The sequence below is a fragment of the Sedimentibacter sp. B4 genome, assembly GCF_000309315.1.
In the GTDB taxonomy this organism is placed as follows: domain Bacteria; phylum Bacillota; class Clostridia; order Tissierellales; family Sedimentibacteraceae; genus Sedimentibacter; species Sedimentibacter saalensis.
This window is the reverse complement of record NZ_CANG01000721.1, coordinates 1-240: the sequence shown is the minus strand read 5'-3', so window position 1 is coordinate 240 and position 240 is coordinate 1. Positions and strand designations below refer to the sequence as shown.

General features: G+C 70.0%; 1 protein-coding gene. It reads right to left on the bottom strand.

What is annotated here, in order from left to right; translation table 11 throughout:
- Positions 1–240 (bottom strand): SulP family inorganic anion transporter (locus BN358_RS24170; RefSeq protein ID WP_198018477.1); only part of this gene is annotated, 240 nt, incomplete at both ends.

Here is a 240-nt window from a genome sequence, read left to right as displayed (position 1 = left end):
TGACCGCCAGCCCGAGCACCAGCGTCGGCACGTGCACCGCGCCGAGTTGGGCGAACAGGGACGCGGTCTCCTCCCACGGGGCGTTGCCGGTGATGGTCAGCCTGGTGAGCTTGCCGTACTGGCTGACCACCATGAGCAGCCCGATGCCCGCCATGTAGCCCACCAGCACCGGCCGAGAGAGCAGGTTCGCCACGACGCCGAGCCGGGCGAGCCAACCGATCAGGCAGACCACCCCGACGA